Source organism: Pokkaliibacter sp. MBI-7 (assembly GCF_029846635.1).
GTDB lineage: Bacteria > Pseudomonadota > Gammaproteobacteria > Pseudomonadales > Balneatricaceae > Pokkaliibacter.
The window spans coordinates 4,331,483-4,346,810 of record NZ_JARVTG010000001.1 but is presented as its reverse complement, the minus strand read 5'-3'; the positions used below and the strand labels follow the sequence as shown (position 1 = coordinate 4,346,810).

At 58.3% G+C, this 15,328-nt stretch carries 18 protein-coding genes; 8 read left to right on the top strand and 10 right to left on the bottom strand.

Annotated elements, in window-relative coordinates:
- Positions 1-88: 88 nt before the first annotated feature.
- From QCD60_RS19215 to QCD60_RS19200, 4 genes are read left to right on the top strand one after another with little or no spacing between them, the layout of a single operon-like run.
- Positions 89-418: an antibiotic biosynthesis monooxygenase gene (locus tag QCD60_RS19215; RefSeq protein ID WP_279787822.1), complete on the top strand. Its 330-nt coding sequence runs from the start codon at positions 89-91 to the stop codon at positions 416-418.
- Entirely contained in the window at positions 415-651 is a 237-nt protein-coding gene (locus tag QCD60_RS19210) for a hypothetical protein (RefSeq protein ID WP_279787821.1), read from the top strand. Before QCD60_RS19215 ends, QCD60_RS19210 begins: the two co-directional genes overlap by 4 nt.
- Positions 648-1,811 carry a cytochrome P450 gene (locus QCD60_RS19205; protein WP_279787820.1) on the top strand — a complete coding sequence of 388 codons (1,164 nt, stop codon included), beginning with the start codon at positions 648-650 and terminating at the stop codon, positions 1,809-1,811. The genes QCD60_RS19210 and QCD60_RS19205 overlap by 4 nt, the downstream gene beginning before the upstream one ends.
- Entirely contained in the window at positions 1,795-2,757 is a 963-nt protein-coding gene (locus QCD60_RS19200) for a GyrI-like domain-containing protein (RefSeq protein ID WP_279787819.1), read from the top strand. Before QCD60_RS19205 ends, QCD60_RS19200 begins: the two co-directional genes overlap by 17 nt.
- Positions 2,758-2,815: 58 nt before the next feature.
- On the opposite strand, the gene QCD60_RS19195 is transcribed toward QCD60_RS19200, so the two are convergent.
- The gene (locus QCD60_RS19195; RefSeq protein ID WP_279787818.1) at positions 2,816-3,298 is read right to left on the bottom strand and encodes a YbaK/EbsC family protein; all 483 of its coding nucleotides are present in this window, start codon (positions 3,296-3,298) and stop codon (positions 2,816-2,818) included.
- Positions 3,299-3,629: 331 nt separating this feature from the next.
- Here QCD60_RS19195 and QCD60_RS19190 point away from each other — a divergent pair, with 331 nt between their 5' ends.
- Positions 3,630-4,634, top strand: a complete 1,005-nt coding sequence (locus QCD60_RS19190) for a spherulation-specific family 4 protein (protein WP_279787817.1) — start codon at positions 3,630-3,632, stop codon at positions 4,632-4,634.
- Positions 4,635-4,700: 66 nt separating this feature from the next.
- Here QCD60_RS19190 and QCD60_RS19185 read toward each other — a convergent pair whose 3' ends face one another.
- Together QCD60_RS19185 and QCD60_RS19180 are read right to left on the bottom strand one after the other, a co-directional pair.
- Positions 4,701-5,576, bottom strand: coding sequence for a DMT family transporter (locus tag QCD60_RS19185; RefSeq protein WP_279787816.1), 876 nt, complete (start codon positions 5,574-5,576; stop codon positions 4,701-4,703).
- A gap of 34 nt (positions 5,577-5,610) precedes the next feature.
- The gene (locus QCD60_RS19180; RefSeq protein WP_279787815.1) at positions 5,611-6,129 is read right to left on the bottom strand and encodes an isochorismatase family protein; all 519 of its coding nucleotides are present in this window, start codon (positions 6,127-6,129) and stop codon (positions 5,611-5,613) included.
- A 445-nt stretch (positions 6,130-6,574) separates the two neighbouring features.
- Between QCD60_RS19180 and QCD60_RS19175 the strand changes: the two genes are divergently transcribed.
- Positions 6,575-7,390 carry a DUF4197 domain-containing protein gene (locus QCD60_RS19175; protein WP_279787814.1) on the top strand — a complete coding sequence of 272 codons (816 nt, stop codon included), beginning with the start codon at positions 6,575-6,577 and terminating at the stop codon, positions 7,388-7,390.
- Between the two features lie 133 nt (positions 7,391-7,523).
- Here the strand turns inward: QCD60_RS19175 and QCD60_RS19170 are convergent, their stop codons facing one another.
- From QCD60_RS19170 to QCD60_RS19150, 5 genes are all read right to left on the bottom strand, one after another.
- Complete coding sequence (locus QCD60_RS19170; RefSeq protein ID WP_104155314.1) at positions 7,524-7,757, bottom strand: hypothetical protein; 234 nt, start codon at positions 7,755-7,757, stop codon at positions 7,524-7,526.
- 130 nt (positions 7,758-7,887) lie between these two features.
- On the bottom strand, positions 7,888-8,745 hold the full coding sequence (locus QCD60_RS19165; protein ID WP_279787813.1) for an ABC transporter permease subunit: 858 nt from the start codon (positions 8,743-8,745) through the stop codon (positions 7,888-7,890).
- Positions 8,742-9,626 (bottom strand): ABC transporter permease subunit, encoded by an 885-nt coding sequence (locus QCD60_RS19160; protein WP_279787812.1) that lies wholly within the window; start codon positions 9,624-9,626, stop codon positions 8,742-8,744. The genes QCD60_RS19165 and QCD60_RS19160 overlap by 4 nt, the downstream gene beginning before the upstream one ends.
- 297 nt (positions 9,627-9,923) lie before the next feature.
- Entirely contained in the window at positions 9,924-11,066 is a 1,143-nt protein-coding gene (locus QCD60_RS19155) for an extracellular solute-binding protein (protein ID WP_279787811.1), read from the bottom strand.
- Between the two features lie 90 nt (positions 11,067-11,156).
- Complete coding sequence (locus QCD60_RS19150; protein ID WP_279787810.1) at positions 11,157-12,353, bottom strand: ABC transporter ATP-binding protein; 1,197 nt, start codon at positions 12,351-12,353, stop codon at positions 11,157-11,159.
- Positions 12,354-12,613: 260 nt separating this feature from the next.
- Here QCD60_RS19150 and QCD60_RS19145 point away from each other — a divergent pair, with 260 nt between their 5' ends.
- Positions 12,614-12,904 (top strand): metal-sensing transcriptional repressor, encoded by a 291-nt coding sequence (locus QCD60_RS19145; protein ID WP_279787809.1) that lies wholly within the window; start codon positions 12,614-12,616, stop codon positions 12,902-12,904.
- 9 nt (positions 12,905-12,913) lie between these two features.
- Positions 12,914-13,894 (top strand): nickel/cobalt efflux transporter, encoded by a 981-nt coding sequence (locus QCD60_RS19140; protein WP_279787808.1) that lies wholly within the window; start codon positions 12,914-12,916, stop codon positions 13,892-13,894.
- A gap of 234 nt (positions 13,895-14,128) precedes the next feature.
- Here the strand turns inward: QCD60_RS19140 and QCD60_RS19135 are convergent, their stop codons facing one another.
- Positions 14,129-14,818, bottom strand: a complete 690-nt coding sequence (locus QCD60_RS19135; protein WP_279787807.1) for an LrgB family protein — start codon at positions 14,816-14,818, stop codon at positions 14,129-14,131.
- The gene (locus QCD60_RS19130) at positions 14,811-15,221 is read right to left on the bottom strand and encodes a CidA/LrgA family protein (RefSeq protein ID WP_279787806.1); all 411 of its coding nucleotides are present in this window, start codon (positions 15,219-15,221) and stop codon (positions 14,811-14,813) included. Before QCD60_RS19130 ends, QCD60_RS19135 begins: the two co-directional genes overlap by 8 nt.
- Between the last annotated feature and the right edge of the window lie 107 nt (positions 15,222-15,328).

The window sequence follows — 15,328 nt, the reverse complement described above, 5'->3', positions numbered from 1 at the left end:
GTACGCACCGAAACATCACCTGACCTGACAGCCCTAGCATAAGCACCTGTTCACGTTGTCAGCCTGCTTTTTGCCGGAGGAATACCCCATGCTCGCCGTTCTGTTTGAAGTAACCGTCACCACTCCCCATCGCCAGCGCTATCTGGATCTGGCCGCCCTGCTGCGGCCTCAGCTGGACACTATCCCCGGCTTTATCAGTATCGAGCGCTTTCAGAGCCTGACCGACAGCAACCGGGTACTGAGCCTGTCGTGGTGGGAAAGCGATCACGCCATCAGTCAGTGGCGCCAGTTTGAAGCACACCGTATGGCGCAGAGCGAAGGCAAGGCCCAGCTGTTCGATGGCTATCGCATCCATATCTGCGAGGTGATGCGTCAGCATGAATTTCAACGTTCCGCCAGCAGTGAGCCTGCATCATGACGGTGATCGCCCTGCTGCTGCGCAGCTGGCAATGGCTGGACAGCAGAGCAACGCGGGCACTGTTGCACCATCAGCTGGCGCACTTGTCACCCCATCTGCTGCGGGATCTGGGCCTGCAGCAAGACAATAGCTCGGCCCTTCAGCCGCACTGCCACCGGGTCGATCAGCTGGCAGCGCCCAGTCATTACCGCCTCACCACCTTTTCTCAGCGAATAACGGACTACGACCGATGACTACCCTGCTACTGCATTCGCAGCTGGCTGATGCCATCCAGCACTACGCGGACCTCAGCCAGGGCAAACCGCTGCAGCCACTGGCCGACGGCAGCTGGCTGGTCTGCTCCCATGCGGCCTGCCAATCCCTGCTGCACAACCCGGCAGCATCAGTGCCGGAGCTGTCTGAGCTGGCGTATCAACAGCAGGCTCCCGAGCGCGTGCAGACAACGCTGGCAGCCCTCGCCCGCGTCAACAACCCGCCCATGCATAACACCCTGCGCAGACTGGCGGAGCCCCTGTTTGCTGCCCTGCTCACGGCACAGGGTCAGCCCGCAGCGCTTATGCCACGTCTGGCGCAGTGGCTGGAATCTCGTATCGACACGCAGTCGCGCTGGGACTGGATAGCGCTGGCCAGTGAGCTGATGCCACGCTGGTTGCTGGCCTGTATGGACGTCGGTGAGGAGGACACCGCCCACATCCTCGCCCTGTTACCTGATCTGCAATGCATCATGCGGCCACACAATACGGCGGCTGACTGGCCACGGATTGACACGGCCATCAACGAGATCAGCCAGCGTCTGCGTCATTCGTCATGGCTGCAGTGCACCCTTGCCACAGCACCTCCGGCGCAGCACAGCGCGCTGATAACCGCACTGCTCGGCATGCTGATCCAGAGCCGCGACGCCGGTCGTGGTGTACTCAGCGATACCCTGCTGGCATGGCTGCGAGGGCAGATCTGCACCTTCACGCCCACCGCCATTCATGAGGTACTGCGCTTCTACAGCCCCATTCAGCACACCCGCCGTCAGCTGCACGAGGGCATCAATCTGTGCGGCCAGTCTCTGCCCGCGGGCGCACAACTGATTCTGCTGCTGGCACAGGCCAACCGCGACAGCAGCGTATTTACCCATCCGCACTGTTTTGACAGCGCACGCAGTAATGCCAGTGCCCATCTCACCTTTGGTGAAGGGGCTCACCAGTGCCTTGCCCGCCACGCGGCGGTCGCCTTCTGCCAGCAGGTATTCGTCTGGCTGCAACAGCGTTACGGCAGGCTGGGCTGGCAACCCCACCCCCTGACCTATGAACCACTGGCCAACGCACGTTTGCTGCAACAGCTGTGGGTGAATGTGCCTGACCTGTCGACTACTATGACGGCAGAGCATGAGCTACCCGTCTGAGGCAATGACAATGCACAACCGCTACAAGGAAAGAATGGCCGTCGCCCTGGGCTTTATCGAGGCCAACCTTGATAAGCCCCTGTCCCTGCAAGCGGTTGCCAGTGCCTGTCACTTCTCCGCCTTCCACTTCCATCGCCTGTTCTCGGCATGGATGGGTGAAACACTCAATGACTATATCGCTCGCCGTCGTCTGGAACGGGCCATCAACCTTCTGGCCTATCGCCGCGAGCAGAGCATTACCGACATCGTTCATGAGCTGGGCTTTTCCTCCAGCGCCAACTTTGCCAGAGCGGTCAAAGCCTTCAGCGGCTTCAGCCCGTCAGCTATTCGGGAGCCCGACGAAGAACACAAAAGCAAGATTGGAAAACTGCTTAGCAAGTATGGAAAAGCCTTCAGCCCCGCCGATTTATATCCTGCCTGCACCCGCTCAGCACTGACGGGTGAACTCATCACAAGGGATATAACGATGCACAGTAACAAGGTAGAAATCCGCCAGCTGGCCGCACAGCAGGTATGCACACTCAGGACACCGGGCGGTTACGAACAGCAGAGCATTTTTGACACCTGGGACCGGCTGATCGCCTGGGCAAGTGCTCAGGGTATCGCACCAGCTCAGCAGGCACGCTATGCCTTATGCTACGACAACCCGGCGGTCACACCGGTCGACAAGTGCCGCTATGAAGCGGCCGTGGTAATTAACCCCGCTATGGAGGTCAACGCGCCTTTCAGTATCAGCACCCTGCCCGCGGGCAAATACGCTGTATTGCGGATAAAGGGCAGCGACGAGCAGCTGAACAACGCCCGGCTGGCACTTTATACTGAATGGTTCCCCGCCAGCGGCTTTGAGCCGGATCACTTCCCGCTACTGGAGCGTTATCACAACGACGTGCGGGAGGATGGTTTTATCGATGTGGAAATTCATATCAAGCTGAAAAACCTGAGCTGACGGTCATCCTGACCACCGGTAAAAAAACCAAACGCCTGCTACTCGCAGGCGTTTTGCTTTACTCGGCAATATCCATCCACTGCCCTTCGGTCAGCAGGGCCAGATCAGCGGGTTTCAGTTCAAACAGCGAGTTCGGCGTACCTGCTGCCGCCCAGATCACCTCATGCTGCTGCAAGTCCGGGTCGAGGAAAGTTGTGACTTTCTGGATATGGGCAATGGGCGGCACACCGCCAATGGCATAGCCTATTTCGGCACGGACAAAATCAGCATCGGCCTTGCCCAGTTTGATCCCCGCGGCCTGCTCGATTTTGCGGGTATTGACGCGGTTGGCACCGGAGGCCACCACCAGCACCGGGGTATTGTCGGCCTTATTCCTGAAAATGATGGATTTGGCAATCTGGGCAACGGAGCACCCTACCGAATCGGCCGCTTCCTGAGCGGTGCGGGTTGAGCTGGCCAGCTCCCTGACGGTGAAGTCATAGCCTTTTCCGTTCAGGAACTCCTGAACACGCTGAGAACTGGCACGCAATGGCTCAGACATTTTGCTCTCCTTAAACAAGTACGCTCAAAACACACGCTCGCGTTGCGGTATTCATAGCCGAATTTACCCAACGCTGACGTTTATCCAATCAAAACAACGCTAATTTGCTGCTACACCCAGCGCAGAACAGCACACGAACTGTTCAACAATGGCTCATCTAAGCAGCCAGACTGGAACCCGGCAAGGCAACAATCTATATAAAAGCAATCACCTATCGATTTGCGCCGTGCCCCAACCTGACGATGCGTGCCCTTTGCACGCGGCAGACTGAGATTGAAAGCAAAAAGCGGGCACATACCAGACCCCTTCTGGCAAAAGGAAGATAACAAGAATGTATCGGTTTTCAGCAGCGAGCTTATGTCGTGCCGTCCTGCTAACCCTGACCTGGCTAATCAGCAGCACCGCCCATGCCGATCTGCAGAGCAAACTGCGTGATCTGCTATTTGACCCACCCACACCGGCGCCGCAGAAAGTGCAGACCATGAACCGTCTGGAACAACAGCTGGCCGTCCCGGCGTATTTTGTCCCCGACCCGGAAAGCTGCCCCAAGGCGCCGCAGCCCACCCCCTATCGCTGCCCGTGGAAACGTGTGCTGGAGCGCAGCGCCACGGCATTTGTGGTGATCAAACCGGGCGATGGCCCCGGCAGCCGCGAACAGGCTGGCCCCGATACGCTGAAACATCTGAACTACGCAAGGCAGATCGCCTATGCCCATCAGGCGGGCAAGAAGGTGCTGGCCTACATTCCCACCCACTACGCCACCATGGGCGGTCAGCACGGGCTGGATGCCGCCAAGGAGCGGGTTCGGCACTATATGGAGTGGTACAACGACAAGGCCAATGGTGTATGGATCGACGGCTTTTTTCTGGATCAGGTGAGTGACTTTGAAAGCACCCTGCCGGTGTATTACCGCCCGCTCACCGACTACATCCGCCAGCAACCGGGGCGTCGCCCGCTGATCGTGCTCAATCCTGCAGCACACGTCAGCCAGAGCTATCTGCGCATTGCCGATATCATCGTCACCTTTGACAACAGTTATGAGGAATACCTGAACTATACCGGGCGCACACCGCTGGAAACACTGGGCTGGGAGGCCAAGGAACAGAACGCTCAGCGTATCTGGCATATCATTCGCGACGTCAAATGCAACAACTACGCTTCTGAGCCGAAAAGCGTCTGCCTGCCACTGCAGAAGGTGATGCAGCTGACCAAAAACCGCAATGCAGGCTATGTCTATATCACCGAAGACAGTTACGCCGCCCCCTTCGATGCAGTACCGGCGCGCGAGTTCTGGCGTGATGAAAGCTGGTATGCCGAGCAGCCGGTCATCCCGTGACCGGTACCGGGCCATCGCCGTCCAAGGGGCAGGGCAGAGGCAACCTGACCTCGGCCCTGCAGCTGATCATCCGCGCGGCGCCCGGGCTCTGGCGGTAATCACCAGCAGGATGCCACTGAGGGTCAGCACCGTCGCGATCACCAGCCGCACGGTAATGTGCTCATCCATAAATACCACCCCGCCCGCGGCAGCGATCACTGGCACCAGCAGTTGCAGCACGGCCGCCTGCGGTGCAGACAAAGAACGTAAAGCGGTATACCAGACGGCATAACCGAGGCCCGAGGCCAGAGCGCCCGACAACACCGCCAGCACGATGCCCCGGCCTTCCGCATGGCCGTGCAGCAGGCCGATGATCAGCATCACCAGTGCCAGCGGTGCCGCCCGGAACATGTTGAAGGCGGTATCGTGGGTGGGATGCAGCGAGCCACGCCCGGCCAGGGTATAGAACCCCCAGGCAATACCCGACAGCGTCATCAGTACCAGCCCCAGCAGCGATGGCGTAGCCAGCCCCGGCAGCACCAGATAGACAAAGCCGGTAAAGGCAATCAGCAAACCGGCCAGCTCCAGCCCCTGCATACGATGCCCACCTGCCAGTGCCATCAGCAGCATGGTCAGCTGCACGGCGGCAAACAGGATCAGCGCTCCCGTGCCGGTGGTCAGGCTGGTATAGGCATAGGAAAAGGCAGCGGCATAGATAAACAGCATCAGACCGGCACGCCAGCTGCCCCGCCCCTGCCCTTGCGGGGGTGCTGCTTTGACGCGCAGCAGCAGCCACAGCATGGCTGCCCCCGACAGCAGACGGACAGCCGTAAAGCTGGCCGCATCGATACTCTGCTGCCCCAGTGCCATACGGCAAAGGACCGAATTGGCCGCAAAGGCTGTCAGGGATACCAGCGTCAGCCCTGTTATTGTGATGGCGGAACGGAGTGCAGGTGTGGTCATGGCGATTCTCGATACCAGCGCAGATAACTGGGTGTCAGAAGACAATCTCTGCCGCAGGTAACACAGCAATACTGCCCTGCCCCGCGCGGTGGAAATTCAGAATACGGTTATGGTGGCGGACGATCTGTTCCCCCGTCAGCTGCTCACTGTCAGGCGTGGTGTGGCCGTCGCTGACCAGTATCACTTCATACCCCAGTGCTGCCGCCGCACGGCAACTGGTATCAACGCAGTAGTCTGTCTGCATGCCGGTCATCACCAGACGATGGATACCCGCCTGCTGTAGCCGCGCGTGCAATGCCGTTTCCATAAAAGCGTCACGGAAATGTTTGTCCTGCATCCAGTCGGATGGCTGCTGATTAAGCTCCGGCAGAATGCCGGCATCCGGCTCCACCCGTTCGTCCCAGACAAAGCACACCGGCGCCCCGGCGTCACGGGCCTGATGAATCAGGCGGTTGATGGTGGCAATCACCGGCTGCGGCTGCCAGGGGTGCTCATCCATCAGACTGACTTGCATATCGATGATCACTAACGCGGTATTTCCAGAGGGGTTCATAGCCTTCACTCAGCAGCAGAAAAGTTCACTTAGCAGGCTGTTGAAAAACGTCATCGAGGCAGCCGAGACAAGGAAATACCCCGAGGGCACAAGAAACAGGCGAAAAAGCGGAGTTTAGTGAACTAAATGAGCATTTTGAGCCTGTTTTTGACGCGGTATTCGGCAACGCAGATAGATTTTCAACGACCTGTTAGGGCAACATAGACCAGCCCGGACCCGCTGTCAGCCCTGATGTCTTCTGCCCTTGTTTACTCCACACTCTTATTTGCTCCACACTCTGCCCACTCTGAAACACCTTGCCCCGGCTCGTGCTTGGTCGGGCGCAATCTCCCTCATCTATACTCACTACCGACGTTTACAACCTGTTCTTGACGGGCTTGTGCTCATGCCGGCAGACCGGCTGACACACCGCAGCTCGTTCTAATAACTACTTCAGGGACTGACCATGACCACTCCCCACAACAATGCCCTTCCCGCCACGATCCGACGCCCGGCACTAAGTGCCAGCCTGCTGTGCCTGACGCTGACCGCAGGTGGCTATGCCCATGCCGACCTCAACAGCCTGTTGAATCAGGGCCAGCAGATTTTGCAACAACAGCAGAAGCAACAAAGCACCACCACCAGCACTTCATCAGCTTCGGCCTCGAACAGCAGCCTGAGCCAGCAGACGGTAATCAGTGGGCTTAAAGAAGCACTGTCGGTCGGTACTGAGCGTGCGGTCAGCAGTCTGGCTAAAACCGACGGCTATATGAAAAATACCAGGGCACATATCCCTCTGCCGGGGATGCTCGGCAGTGCTGCCGGACTGATGCGTCAGGCCGGGCTCGGCACTCAGGTGGATGCCTTTGAACTGAGCATGAACCGCGCTGCCGAGCAGGCCGTCACGCAGGCAACACCCATCTTTGTCAATGCCATCAAGAGCATGACCATTCAGGATGCACAGCGGATTTATCAGGGTAGCGACACGGCCGCCACCGAGTATTTCCGTGGCAAGACGCAGGCACAGCTGGCACAGCTGTTCCGCCCCAGCATCGAGAAATCCATGGCCAGCAATGGTGTGACAGCCGCCTATCAGGGCCTCAGCAGTTCAGCCAAAAGTGCCGTACCGATGCTGGGAGGGATGAATCTGGATCTGACTGACTATGTCACCAACGCCGCACTGAGCGGCCTGTTTACCATGGTCGGAGAGGAAGAGAAGCAGATCCGTAAAGACCCGGTGGCGCAGAGCACCAGCCTGTTAAAAACCCTGTTCGGCAAATAAGACAGGCCGCTGGCGTAAAGGAATGTGTCTGAACTGAACGTAAAAATGCCGGTGAGGGGAAGCACCGGCATTTTTATCAGCGTCGGCCCGCGGTGGGCATTTATCCGCACCTGAAAAGGTGCTTGAAACGTGCTTACAGCGGGTACTTGCCCATGCGATAACCCTGCATCTTCATGCAGTTATCGATCAGCGCGTCTTTCTCATCCTTGTCCTGAAACTTTTCCATGCCCACTTTGTACTGACAGCCCGCCTCAGCCGTGATGGCATCCTCGTAGGTTGCGCCGTCTTTTTTCCAGAAATTGATAACCTGAGGCTGAGTAGCACAACCTGCCACTGCCAGAACAGAAACGAAAACCAGCTTTTTCATGTTTGATGGACTGCCACGCGAACGCGTACCAAAGGGAAAGGAACAAGGTCTGCAATCACCTGACTGCAGGCGGCTGGCATTAAGCCATGCCGCCTGAGGGCTGACAAGACGAGTACTGAACGTTTTTTTGTTACGCGCCGATCTTGCCCAGCGTTTCCACCTTCAGCACCCGATGGATCATCAGCATAAAGCCGATGGAAGGCACCAGCAGGATCAGGGCAGTGATGGATGCAATCTGATAGTTGCCTTCCATGCTGGCACTGTAGAGCAGCACCGGCAGGGTCTTGATTTCCGGAATACCGACAAAGAAGACGCCGGTGAACTCATCCATCGATTCCAGAAAAACAAAGATGGCACTGGCCATCAGCCCGGCGGCCGCCTGCGGCAGGGTCGCGTGGAAGAACGCCTGCAACGGTGACGCGCCGAGATTGCGTGCGGCCTCTTCCTGCTGCTTATCAACGCTGGCAAAAGCGGCGGCGCAGATCCACACACTCAGTACCAGACCGTGCACGGTGTGCACCAGCATGACCCCGAACAGGGTGCCATTCAGCCCCAGCCGGTAGAAAATCTGCGCCACGTTCATATACACCCCGAGACTGGGGAACGCCTGAGGCAGCAGAAAGACAAACATGATCAGCGCCCGCAAGGGCAGGCGTCGCCGCGCCAGGGCATAACCGGCGGGGATCGACAGCGCCAGACTCATCACCACCGCACCACAGGCAATCAGCAGAGACAGCCACAGTGACTGCCACGCATCACCCTGCGGACGAAAGACCCGCTGCCAGAAGCTGAAGCCGTATTGCAGCGGCAGCTTGTGGGGGAAGTACCACTTTTCGGCCACAGCCCACAGCAGGAGGTTGAGCAGCGGCCCGAAGATCGCCAGTGCCAGTATTGCCAGCAGCAACCATTGCCCTAAGCGGCTGCTACACCGCCACCACGCAGACCAGACGCCCGTGACAGGCACGCCTTGCATGACACCAGCACTCATGGCTGCTGCTCCCTGATCATGGTGCGCAGATACAGCCATGAAGCGAACCCGGCCAGCGCATAGGACATCACACCCAGCGCGTTGGCGACACCGTAGTCACCGCTGGAATTGATACGGTAGGCCATATCGACGGTCAGCATGGTCGGTGTCTGGGCATTGATCATGATCGGTACTGACAGTACCGACAGCATGCCGACCACCGACAGTACCAGCCCGACAGTCAGGGTGCGCCTGCTTTGCGGCAGCACGATATCGAACAGGATGCGCAGCCGGCTGGCGCCGAGGTTTTGTGCCGCCTCACTGCTGGAGCGGTCGATCCCGGCCATGGCACCTGCCAGCAATAACGTGACGAAAGGCACCTGCTTCCAGACAAAGGTAATGACGATGCCACTCCAGTCCAGATAGCTGCGGGCACTGAGCGGATCAAGCAGGCCCGCTTCCATCAGGGCATTGTTCATCAGGCCGTTCTTGGCCAGAAAGGTGCGCATGATCTGCGCCGCGACGATAAACGGAATAAACAGCGGCCAGCGATACAGCCATGCCAGTACCGCCCGGATTCGCGGGTTGCTGCCCAGCGTCAGATAACCGGCAATGGTCACCGCCAGCACCGCAATCAGCAGGGTCGACAGGCTGATAATGGCCACACTGAACAGCACATCCTTACTGTACAGCTGCCAGGCCTTGCTGAAATTGGCCAGCGTCAGACCGGCCTCAGTGTGAAATGCCGACCACACCGACAGCGCGAAGGGATAGGCAAACAGCGCCAGCACCATGGCCAGCCCCGGGGCCAGCAGCAACAGCGAGTAGCCGTAACCGCGCGTCCTGCTGTGGTCGGTGCCGGTAAGCGCGGAGCTTCTGGAGGTGTGAGATAAAGCAGGCATGGATAATCCTTGAGTCCAATGCAGAGACAGCAGTGCTGCCCTAACAGGTCGTTGAAAATCTATCTGCGTTGCCGAATACCGCGTCAAAAACAGGCTCACCGCCAAAGGCTGAACGTGCTTTAGCACGGCCCCGAAGGGGCGAGCAAAGCGAGTCAAATGCTCATTGAGTTCACTTAACGCCGCTTTTTCGCCGGTTTCTTGTGCCCTCGGGGTATTTCCTTGTCTCGGCGGCTTCGGTAACGTTTTTCAACTGCCTGCTAGGCAGGCTGCGCTGCCTGGTGACATCAGAACGACGGGTTAGTTAGCAACCTGCGACTCGTACCCTTCCTTGATCGCATCAAAGTACGGTGCGATGGGGAAAGGACGGGCATTGCTGCTCAGATCCGCAGGCGTGATATCGGTGAACAGTTTCTGCCAGTCAGCCTTGTCCAGTGCGCTCTGCACGTTCTGCGCATCGATACCGGGATACCAGTTGAACTTCTTCACGATACCCTCGGCCTGCACTTTCGGGCTGGTCGCCAGTTCGATAAAGGCTTTAGCCAGGTCTGCATGCTCCGCCTTGGCGGGCACCACGTAGTACATGGGCTGGCCGGGCATGCCGGGCGCAATCAGCTTGAGTTTCAGATCAGGGTTCAGACGACCATCGGCCTGCCAGGTGTAGAACATATCTACCCATACCGGCCCCATGGCAATTTCACCGCGGTTAAGCATGTCCAGCGTACCGGCGTTGCCCGGCGTGAAGGTGACCTTCTGGTTGAAGTTTTTCAGATCGGCAAAGGCCTGATTCCACTTCGCCGCTTCACCCTGCTCGTAGGGGCCGTGCATCAGCTTCTGCGCATCGCCACCGTAGGCATAGACCCAGCCGGTCACAAACGCGACACCCGACATACCGTTCTTGATGCCGTTGTAGCCGAATGCCTGAGGATGGGTATCCACCCACTGTTTCAGTTCGTCATAGCTGGCCGGTACCTGCTTGACCAGATCAGGGTTGTAGGCGATGGCCGTCTGCGACTGGAACATCGGCATGACATAGCCGTCTACGTTGGTGCCCAGCGCGTTGGCAACGGCATCACCACTGACCAGCGAGCCGGTCTTGATGTCTTTACGGTAGCTGGTCAGCAGGCCTTCCCTGACCATGTCACCCCCTTTGCTCTGGTGTACCACGGCCACGTCGATATCCCACTTTTCATTACCGGCCCTGGCCTGGGCTTCGAGTTTTTCGTAGATTTTCTGCGAGCCGGCATCGCCGGGGCCAGTACCCACCACATTCACTTTTACACCGGGGTGTTGCTGCTCAAACATCGGGCCAAGGTAGTCGGTGACATACTGCACCATGTTGTCAGAGCCCGCGGTAGCAACATTCAGTACCGTGTCGGCCTGAACATTCAGGCTGGCGACTGCCAGCGCCAGGGGGGCCAGCATCAGAACCTGGGACTTCATAGTGACTGCTCCTCTCATTGAATGGGTGTTGCATAAAGGGTCGGGGTAATGGCTGCAGGCAGCCGGATAAACCTGTGGCCTGTCATGACGTCAGGCACGCTCGGTGTGCAGTGAAGAAGGACGCGGACTGGCCAGCGACACCTGTCTGGCGGAGGCAGCATATGCAGGCACCGTGGTGCTCTGACTGGCGCTGCTGGTCTGTGGAAACAGATGCACATCAGGCATCGCCAGCCACAGTGTCACGGGGGAAGACAACGGTAGGCGCCGCTCATCGTCCACCAGCACCTCCTGCCCCAGACAGTCGAGACTGTAGCGATAGCGGCCACCCAGATAACTGGCCTGACTCAGCACGCAGGGCAAGGTCAGCCCTGCAGCCTGCGGTGGCTCATCGGCGAGCAGCAGACGGGCCCGCGCTGCGCGGAACAACAACTGTACCGGCCCCTGTTCGGGCAGTGCTGCCGCCTGTGGCAGAACCTGCTCTGCCGACCAGTTGAGGCAAACAGGATTAGCCTCCTCACCCAGCAGTGCCTGATGCGAACCCAGACGCTGCCAGTGCAGCACCAGCGCATTATCAGCGCCCATAAAACGGGCGACGGTCTGATTGGCGGGCTGGGCAAAGATGGCCTCGGGCGTGGCATATTGCGCCACACGCCCCTGATGCAGCACGGCGACCCGGTCAGCCATCGCCATGGCTTCTTCCTGATCATGAGTGACCAGTACGGCCGTCACTCCCAGTCGCTGCTGCAGGGCGCGCAGCTCGTGCCGCAAATTAAGACGAATATGGGTATCGAGATTGGACAGCGGCTCATCCAGCAGCAGCACCGGAGGTTCGATGGCCAGTGCCCGGCCCAGCGCCACGCGCTGACGCTGGCCACCGGAAAGCTGATCGATCCGACGTTCCGCCAGCCCCTGTAAACCCAGCAGTTCCAGCAGCTCAGTGACGCGCTGGGTAATAGCTTCACGTTTATAGCCACGCAGTTTCAGGCCATAGCCTATGTTGGCGGCGACGCTCATATGCGGCCACAGCGCATAGGACTGAAACACCATGGCCGTACCCCGCTGTTCCGGTGGAAGCAGGCTGATGTTTCGCTCTCCCAGCCACAGCTGACCACGCTGCAGCGGCTGAAACCCGGCGAGAGTTCGTAACAGCGTGGTCTTGCCACATCCACTGGGGCCGAGTAGCGCCACGAACTCACCTGCCCCAATCTCAAGATCCACGCCCTGCAGTACCGGGGTGTGCTGAAAGCTGACTTCAACCTGTTCAATACTGACTGCCTGTCCTGCCATGACGCTTCCTAACGGGAATGTGAGCGGGCAAATAACGACCCGAATTCAGGTACCGAGATTAGAAGCGCATTCTGTGAAGGCTGGATGGCAGTTTCATGACGAAAGCATTTTATATTTCGAACGAGCGCAAAAACCGGGCAAATGAAAACACCCGATCCAGCGACCTCTCACAGGCATTGCCTCAGGCGACTTCCCGCAGTTAGCATAGCCACTTTTCATCCCCCCCCGGGGGATACATGATTGACTCGCCGGAAGACTCCATGACACATGCAACGGAATCGCATCCTCCCCTGCAGGAATCACACCCCGATATTTTTAAACGGCTGAAGAGAGCAGAGGGACATCTGCGCAGCATCATCAGCATGATGCAGGAACAGCGCAGCTGTGCTGATGTGGTACAGCAGTTACACGCAGTAGAGAAAGCGGTCTGTCAGGCCAAGCGCACACTGATCAAAGACCACGTTGACCACCTGCTGGAACATCTGGTGGACGGTCACGGCGATCAGCAGGAAATCCTGGCTGAGTTCCACCAGATTACCCGTCACCTGTAGGAGCAGATCATGGATAACTTTGCCGCGCTGTTGCAACAAGGCAGCAGCCATGCCTGGCTGTATCTCCCCAGCGCAGTGGTACTGGGCGCTTTGCACGGCATGGAGCCCGGCCACTCGAAGACCATGATGGCGGCGTTTATCGTGGCGGTAAAAGGCACCGTCAGGCAGGCCATACTGCTGGGTCTGGCCGCGACATTCTCCCATACCCTGATCGTCTGGCTGGTCGCACTGGCGGGGCTTTATCTTGGTCAGAAGGTCGATGGCGGAGAACTGGAGCCTTACTTTCAGCTGGCTTCTGGCTGCATCGTATTGCTGACCGCAGGCTGGATGCTGCTGCGCACCTGGCAGGATAATCACCATCACCATCACCATCACCATCACCATCACGATCACGATCACGATCACGATCACGATCACGATCACGATCACGATCACGATCACGATCACGATCACGATCACGATCACGATCATCACCATAGTCACAGCCACCCCACGCATGTCCATACAGGCTTGGGCTTGCTGCAGGCCCAGACCGCCGCGCCGCTGAAGCTGGCCACACAGGCGCCGCAGTGGCAGCAGTTCAGCGCTATGACTGACAACGATGAACCACTGGATGCCCATGCCCGGGCACACGCCGAGGATATCCGCCGTCGCTTTGCCAACCGCAGTGTCACGACAGGTCAGATCGTACTGTTCGGCCTGACCGGCGGTCTTATCCCCTGCCCGGCGGCCATCACCGTATTGCTGCTTTGCCTGCAGGTGAAGGCCATCAGTCTTGGCGCACTACTGGTACTGGGCTTCAGTATTGGTCTGGCGTTGACGCTGGTGCTGGTCGGAGTGGGTGCTGCACTCAGTGCCCGTCATCTGTCACGTCGCTGGCCCGGGCTCAACAAACTGGCCCAGCGTGCACCCTATATTTCCAGCGTACTGATCGCTCTGGTGGGTCTGTATATGGGCTGGCATGGCATGATCGGTCTGGGGCTGGTGTAAACCGGAACGAGGAAGATCCGCAGATAAAAAAATCCCGGCTGAGGACAAGCCTGCAGCCGGGTTAAACAGGAAGAGGAAAGAGTAACGCTACTATTCCAGGGCTGTCAGACCCTGAGAAATAAAACGCAGCCGTCGGATTGCTCCGACGCGCCGCAAAACTTGTGTCCGTTGATCAGTAATCAACAGTGCTCACTTTGCCCATCCAAACCTGCCGAACGCTATTCACGATCCTGATTAGCCCAGTACGTGAGCAAACAACGGCGCACCAATCACCATGGCAATGCCGGTAAAGATCATCGTCAGGCTGGCGATCACGCCTTCTTCATTGCCCAGCTCACGCGCCTTGGCCGTGCCGGCACCATGAGCCGAAGCGCCCAGCGCCACACCTTTGGCCAGTGACGTACGAATACGTACTGCCCTGAAGACCAGCTCACAGACCACCATGCCGGTAATGCCGGTAATCAGCACCAGCATGGCGGTAATGTCCGGCACCCCGCCGAAGGTGCTGGCTGCTTCCATGGCAAACGGTGTCGAAACCGAACGCACCAGCATACTGTTAGCCAGTTCCGCAGGCAGCGGAAACAAGCGCACCAGCAGCCAGGAAGACAGCAGCCCCAGTACCAGCCCGGTCAGTACGCCAATCACCAGCGTGACCGGATAACGGCGAATAATCGCGCGCTGCTGGTAGATCGGCACAGCAAAAGCAATGGTCGCCGGACCCAGCATCATCACCAGCAAATGGGTGTAGTGAAAATAATCATCCAGTGGGATACGCAATCCCATCACCAGCGCAATCACCGCCAGGGGTGCTACCAGTATCGGTGCCCGCCATACGACCCGCTTACGCTGATAGGCCAGTTTGGTCAGGTAGTAGAAGGCGACCGTAGCAGCCAGACTGAACAGCGCCAGCAGCGAGTCAGACATGGCCGCCTGACTCCAGCAGACGCCGCTCATTAAGCCGCTGCTCCAGCGTAAATACCCTGTCCACCACCCAGGCCGTCCCCGTCAGCACCATGACAGTACCCAGTACCACCGAGACCAGAATCATCAGGCCATCTTCACGGATCAGCATCTGATACTTGAGGATCGATACCACCGGCGGAATGAAAAACAGCAGCAGCTCACCCAGCAACCAGGTGGAACCGGCCTGTACCGCACGCACGGGCAACACCCGGGTAGCAAGCAGGAACACCAGTATTCCCAGGCCAATCACACTGCCGGGAATACTCCAGCCAGCGTGGTTGACCCACAGGTTACAGAGCCACAACAGGCCGCAGAACAACGCCAGCTGCAGTATTACTTTGCAAAAGGAGGTGGTCTTGGCCATGGAGGTATCTTCAACTTAGTCCGATTAGCTTTGTGCTGCGACTGCACAACATGGACTAAAGTTTAATGGCCGCTTTTAAATAAATATAATGAATGTTAAATATGAAT

What these genes read in the sequence shown, in the direction of transcription:
- QCD60_RS19185 (WP_279787816.1), bottom strand. Translation starts at nt 5,576, where the DNA reads ATGACCACACCTGCACTCCGTTCCGCCATCACAATAACAGGGCTGACG.
- QCD60_RS19135 (WP_279787807.1), bottom strand. Translation starts at nt 14,818, where the DNA reads ATGTCTGACTCGCTGCTGGCGCTGTTCAGTCTGGCTGCTACGGTCGCC.
- QCD60_RS19210 (WP_279787821.1), top strand. Translation starts at nt 415, where the DNA reads ATGACGGTGATCGCCCTGCTGCTGCGCAGCTGGCAATGGCTGGACAGC.
- QCD60_RS19145 (WP_279787809.1), top strand. Translation starts at nt 12,614, where the DNA reads ATGACACATGCAACGGAATCGCATCCTCCCCTGCAGGAATCACACCCC.
- QCD60_RS19170 (WP_104155314.1), bottom strand. Translation starts at nt 7,757, where the DNA reads ATGAAAAAGCTGGTTTTCGTTTCTGTTCTGGCAGTGGCAGGTTGTGCT.
- QCD60_RS19200 (WP_279787819.1), top strand. Translation starts at nt 1,795, where the DNA reads ATGAGCTACCCGTCTGAGGCAATGACAATGCACAACCGCTACAAGGAA.
- QCD60_RS19155 (WP_279787811.1), bottom strand. Translation starts at nt 11,066, where the DNA reads ATGAAGTCCCAGGTTCTGATGCTGGCCCCCCTGGCGCTGGCAGTCGCC.
- QCD60_RS19180 (WP_279787815.1), bottom strand. Translation starts at nt 6,129, where the DNA reads ATGAACCCCTCTGGAAATACCGCGTTAGTGATCATCGATATGCAAGTC.
- QCD60_RS19190 (WP_279787817.1), top strand. Translation starts at nt 3,630, where the DNA reads ATGTATCGGTTTTCAGCAGCGAGCTTATGTCGTGCCGTCCTGCTAACC.
- QCD60_RS19215 (WP_279787822.1), top strand. Translation starts at nt 89, where the DNA reads ATGCTCGCCGTTCTGTTTGAAGTAACCGTCACCACTCCCCATCGCCAG.
- QCD60_RS19140 (WP_279787808.1), top strand. Translation starts at nt 12,914, where the DNA reads ATGGATAACTTTGCCGCGCTGTTGCAACAAGGCAGCAGCCATGCCTGG.
- QCD60_RS19205 (WP_279787820.1), top strand. Translation starts at nt 648, where the DNA reads ATGACTACCCTGCTACTGCATTCGCAGCTGGCTGATGCCATCCAGCAC.
- QCD60_RS19130 (WP_279787806.1), bottom strand. Translation starts at nt 15,221, where the DNA reads ATGGCCAAGACCACCTCCTTTTGCAAAGTAATACTGCAGCTGGCGTTG.
- QCD60_RS19195 (WP_279787818.1), bottom strand. Translation starts at nt 3,298, where the DNA reads ATGTCTGAGCCATTGCGTGCCAGTTCTCAGCGTGTTCAGGAGTTCCTG.
- QCD60_RS19150 (WP_279787810.1), bottom strand. Translation starts at nt 12,353, where the DNA reads ATGGCAGGACAGGCAGTCAGTATTGAACAGGTTGAAGTCAGCTTTCAG.
- QCD60_RS19175 (WP_279787814.1), top strand. Translation starts at nt 6,575, where the DNA reads ATGACCACTCCCCACAACAATGCCCTTCCCGCCACGATCCGACGCCCG.
- QCD60_RS19165 (WP_279787813.1), bottom strand. Translation starts at nt 8,745, where the DNA reads ATGAGTGCTGGTGTCATGCAAGGCGTGCCTGTCACGGGCGTCTGGTCT.
- QCD60_RS19160 (WP_279787812.1), bottom strand. Translation starts at nt 9,626, where the DNA reads ATGCCTGCTTTATCTCACACCTCCAGAAGCTCCGCGCTTACCGGCACC.